We start from the raw sequence: 4438 nt of genomic DNA, 5'->3' as shown, positions 1-4438 counted from the left end.
GTTCTCTGAGCGTGCATGTCCTGGACTACGCCGGCGACTCGGGCGAGCGTATCGTGGAACTGGCCTGCCCGGATGGCTCCGACCCGCTGACGGCAATCGAGCGGGTGGGCCATGTGCCCCTGCCGCCCTATATCGGCCGCGAGGACACCCCGGCCGACCGCGAGCGTTACCAGACAGTCTACGCCAGTCAAAGCGGGGCGGTGGCCGCACCCACCGCGGGCCTGCACTTTACGTCCCGGTTGCTGGAGGCGGTGCGGGCAAAGGGGGCCACAACTGCGGAACTGACCCTGCATGTCGGCCCGGGTACTTTCCGGCCGGTGGTGGTGGAGGATATCGAAAGCCACCGCATGGAGGCCGAGTATTATGAGGTCTCCTCCGAAACGCTCGATACGCTCCGACACACGAAAGCCGACGGCGGGCGGGTCCTGGCTGTGGGGACCACCAGTGTGCGCACCCTGGAAACCCTGGCCACGCGCACGGACGCCCTCGATCCGGGCCACGTGGGCGGCGCCTCGGGTTGGACCGACATTTTCATCCATCCGGGCTATGAATTCAAGGTGGTGGACTGCCTGCTGACCAATTTCCACCTTCCGTGCAGCACGCTTATAATGCTGGTGTCGGCCCTGGCCGGGCGCGAGACTGTCCTGGCCGCTTATGCGGAGGCGGTGAGTCAGCGCTACCGGTTCTACAGCTACGGCGACGCGATGCTGATCGTGTGAGACTGACACACCCCATCGTCTGGGCCGCGGATAGACTGTTCTACTGTGGATGAGGTTGCCGTAGGGGCGAGACATGTCTCGCCCGGAAAAGAATTTCGGGCAAGGGGCACCGTACCCCTGCACGATAAATTTCTCACTGCGAAGAAATGTTTAGTCCTTTTGGGATGGTCTGGAAGGGCAAGAACCAGAATTAAAAACCGAGAATACAGCGAATGACAGTCAATCAAGACCAAATTGAAAAGAACGAGTTCTCCTTCCGGGTAACCGGGCGCTGCGGCGCGGCGCGCGCCGGAGTGTTGAGCACCCCGCACGGCGAGGTCGAGACCCCGGTGTTCATGCCCGTGGGCACTCAGGCCACGGTCAAGACCCTCACTCCGGCCGACCTGACCGGCATGGGCGTGCAGATCGTGCTGGCCAACACCTACCACCTGTACCTCCGTCCGGGCGAGGGCCTGGTGCGCGAGGCGGGCGGAGTGCAGGAGTTCATGGGCTGGCGGCGCCCGATGCTCACCGACAGCGGCGGGTATCAGGTGTTCAGCCTGATAGACCTGAGCAAGATCAGCGAGGAGGGGGTGCGGTTCCAGAGCCATATCGACGGGTCCTACCACCTGTTCACCCCCGAGAAAGTGATGCGCATCCAGGCCGCCCTGGGCGCGGATATCGTGATGGCGTTCGATGAGTGCGTGCCCTATCCGGCCGAGGAGCCTTATGTCCAGCGGGCGGCGGAGCGCACCCTGCGCTGGGCCGAGCGCTGCCGCGACAGCCTGGCTTCGCTCACTCCGGAGGAGGCCGCGCCCTGGCCCCAGGCCCTGTTCGGGATCGTGCAGGGTGGGATGTACGGCCACCTGCGCGATTGGTCGGCGCGGCGCACCGTGGAGCTGGGGTTTCCCGGCTACGCCGTGGGGGGCCTGAGCGTGGGCGAGCCCAAGGACCTGATGTACGGCATGCTGGAGCGCGCCCTGGAGCACCTGCCGCAGGAAAAGCCGCGCTACCTGATGGGCGTGGGCTGGCCCGAGGACATGCTCGAGGCCGTGCGCCGCGGAGTGGACATGTTCGACTGTGTGGCCCCCACGCGCTACGGCCGCAACGGCACGGCCTGGACCAGCCGGGGGCGGCTGGTGGTGAAAAACTCCGCCTGCGCCCGCGATTTCCGTCCCCTGGATGAGGACTGCGACTGCTATGTCTGCCAGAATTTCACGCGCGCCTACCTGCGCCACCTTCTGCACACGGGCGAGGTGACCGGCATCCGCCTGACCAGCCACCACAATGTGCATTTCATGACTAATTTAGTCGCCTCGATGCGCCGCGCGATCCTGGAGGGGGAGTTTGACCGTTGGTCCGCAGCGTTTTATAATAAATACAAGTTGAACGCCCCGGGGGGCCGGGCCGGTGAAACAGAATGAGTATCGGCTGCGTTCTTTGTTGTGGTCTGCCGTTTTGTGTTTTAAATTGCGCCTGAGAGGGAAGCAAAAGCTCTAAAACCATACACGAACAGAACTGAAACTTGTGCAAAGGAGCAGAAAGTGACCGCAGCGATCAATCTTCTGGCCATGGGAGCGCCCGGCGGCGGAGCAGGCGGCGCGCAGGGCGGCGGGATGTCGTTCTTCTTCGTCCTGATCCTGATGTTCGGTATCCTGTATTTCCTGGTGATGCGTCCGCAGCAGAAAGAGCAGCAGCGCCACCGCGAAATGCTCAAGAACCTGAAGAAAGGTGACGAGGTAATAACTGCGGGTGGTATCTACGGCAAGATCATCGAGCTGGATGACACGACCGTGGAGCTGAAGATCGCCGAGGGAACCAAGATCAAGCTGGAGCGGGGAAGGATTGCCCGCGTGGTGCAACAGAGTTAGATGGGAGTGACCGATGGCAAAACTGCCGCTAAACTACCTCGGCGACACGGTCCTGCGACGCAAGGCCGAGCCGGTCGAGGTGATAGATGACAATCTACGTATGCTCGTTGCGGACATGATCGAGACGATGTATGCGCAGGAGGGTTCAGGTCTGGCCGCCCCGCAGGTGGGGGTGTCGAAACGCCTGTTCGTTTACGACAACGTGAACGCACCCTACGGCACCGACCCGAGCGTGCTGATCAACCCTGAGATTATCGAGATGGAGGGGAAGGTCCGCGGCGAGGAGGGTTGCCTTTCGATCCCTGAGCTGAAAGACATGGTCGACCGGGCCGAGAAAGTGACAGTCGTGGGCCAGGACCTGGAGGGCAATGAGCTGGAGATCGAGGCGGAGGGATGGACGGCGCGGATATTCCAGCACGAGATCGACCATCTGGACGGTGTCCTGTTTGTCGACCGGATCGGGGCGATGAAACGCAACCTGTTGCTGTCCAAGTGGAACAAGATCCGCGAGGACCTGGTCGCCGAGCGGGACAAGGCATGAGAGTGCTGTTCTGGGGCAGCCCGGACTTTGCCGTGCCGTCGCTGGAGGCGCTGGCCGGCTCTGAGCAGACGGTGGCGGGCGTTGTCTGCCAGCCCGACCGTCCGCAGGGCCGCGGACTGAAAAGCGCCGCCTGCGCCGTGCGACAGGCCGCCGAGCGCCTGGGCCTGCCCTGTCTCCAGCCCGAGCGTCCACGCGGTGACGATTTTCTCGCCCGCCTGCGCGAGCTTGCCCCCGACATTTCGGTGGTGGTGGCCTACGGCCACATCCTGCGTCCCGAGGTCCTCGCTCTTCCGCCGCACGGCTCGATCAACCTTCACGGCTCCATCCTGCCAGCCTGGCGCGGAGCGGCCCCGATCCAGCGCGCCGTGGCCGCGGGCGAGGTCCGCACCGGCCTGACCGTTATCCGGATGGACGCGGGTATGGACACCGGCCCCATGCTGGCCACCCTGGAAACCGAGATCGGCCCGGCCGAGAGTGCGGGCGCTCTGGCCGAGCGTTTGAGCCGCCTGGGTGGGCCGCTGCTGCTCGACACCCTGCGGCAGATCGAGCGCGGCGAGGTGACAGAAACGCCGCAACCCGCCGAGGGCGTGAGCTACGCCTCCAAGATAGAACCCGCCCAGGCCCGGATCGACTGGAGTCTGCCCGCGGTGCGCCTGGCCTGCCACGTGCGGGCTTTCGATCCGTTCCCGGGCGCGTTCTGCCTGCGCGGCGGACAGCCGCTCAAGCTGTTCTGCCCGGTCGTGTCCGGCGATTGCGCCGGGGCTGCTCCGGGCACGGTGACAGATGTGTCCGGCGGGGCGCTGGCTGTCTGCTGCGGCGACAGAACGGCGCTGGCGTTCGGCGAGGTGCAGGCCCCCGGCAAGCGGCGGATGCCAGCCGCCGACTGGCTGCGCGGGGCGCGGGTCGCGCCGGGGGAGAAGCTCGGATGAGGCGTCCCGGGTGACAAAGGGAACTTTGATACGCAAATGCCGGGTCCACGCAGTGACCGACAGCACAGCCCTGGCGGACCCGTCCTTTGAGGCCAGAGCGGAAGCCCTGGCCGGGACCGGTCTGACGGCGCTTGCGCTGCGGGCCGGGGCGTTTGACGGCCGGAGTGTCTACAACCTGGCCCTGCGGCTGCGGGAGATAACGGGCAAGGCCGGTGTGCCGCTTATAATTAACTCGCGGCTGGATATCGCCCTGGCCGCGGGCGCCGATTTCGTACAGCTCGGCTATCATTCCGTGCCCCTGGAGGCAGCGGCCCCGCTTTGTAAGGCACGCGGCCTGGGGTTCGGTTGTTCCTGCCACTCGCTGGAGCAGGCGCGGCAGGCCGTTGCTGCCGGGGCCTC

General features: G+C 65.1%; 6 protein-coding genes. All 6 read left to right on the top strand.

Annotated features, from left to right (window positions below; all coding sequences use genetic code 11):
• Positions 1–719, top strand: a 719-nt coding sequence (gene queA, locus LLH00_17240; protein ID MCE5273025.1) for a tRNA preQ1(34) S-adenosylmethionine ribosyltransferase-isomerase QueA, incomplete at its 5' end; no start/stop codon positions are given.
• A gap of 212 nt (positions 720–931) precedes the next feature.
• Positions 932–2122 (top strand): tRNA guanosine(34) transglycosylase Tgt, encoded by a 1191-nt coding sequence (gene tgt / locus LLH00_17235; GenBank protein ID MCE5273024.1) that lies wholly within the window; start codon positions 932–934, stop codon positions 2120–2122.
• A 120-nt stretch (positions 2123–2242) separates the two neighbouring features.
• Positions 2243–2569, top strand: coding sequence for a preprotein translocase subunit YajC (yajC, locus tag LLH00_17230; protein MCE5273023.1), 327 nt, complete (start codon positions 2243–2245; stop codon positions 2567–2569).
• A gap of 13 nt (positions 2570–2582) precedes the next feature.
• Positions 2583–3110, top strand: a complete 528-nt coding sequence (gene def / locus LLH00_17225) for a peptide deformylase (protein MCE5273022.1) — start codon at positions 2583–2585, stop codon at positions 3108–3110.
• The gene (fmt, locus tag LLH00_17220; GenBank protein MCE5273021.1) at positions 3107–4039 is read left to right on the top strand and encodes a methionyl-tRNA formyltransferase; all 933 of its coding nucleotides are present in this window, start codon (positions 3107–3109) and stop codon (positions 4037–4039) included. Before def ends, fmt begins: the two co-directional genes overlap by 4 nt.
• 25 nt (positions 4040–4064) lie before the next feature.
• Positions 4065–4438 (top strand): thiamine phosphate synthase (locus tag LLH00_17215; GenBank protein MCE5273020.1); only part of this gene is annotated, 374 nt, incomplete at its 3' end.

The organism is bacterium, assembly GCA_021372515.1.
Taxonomy (GTDB): Bacteria; Gemmatimonadota; Glassbacteria; order GWA2-58-10; family GWA2-58-10; genus JAJFUG01.
Note: the sequence above shows the minus strand (reverse complement) of the source record. Positions and strands in the feature narration are given on the sequence as shown.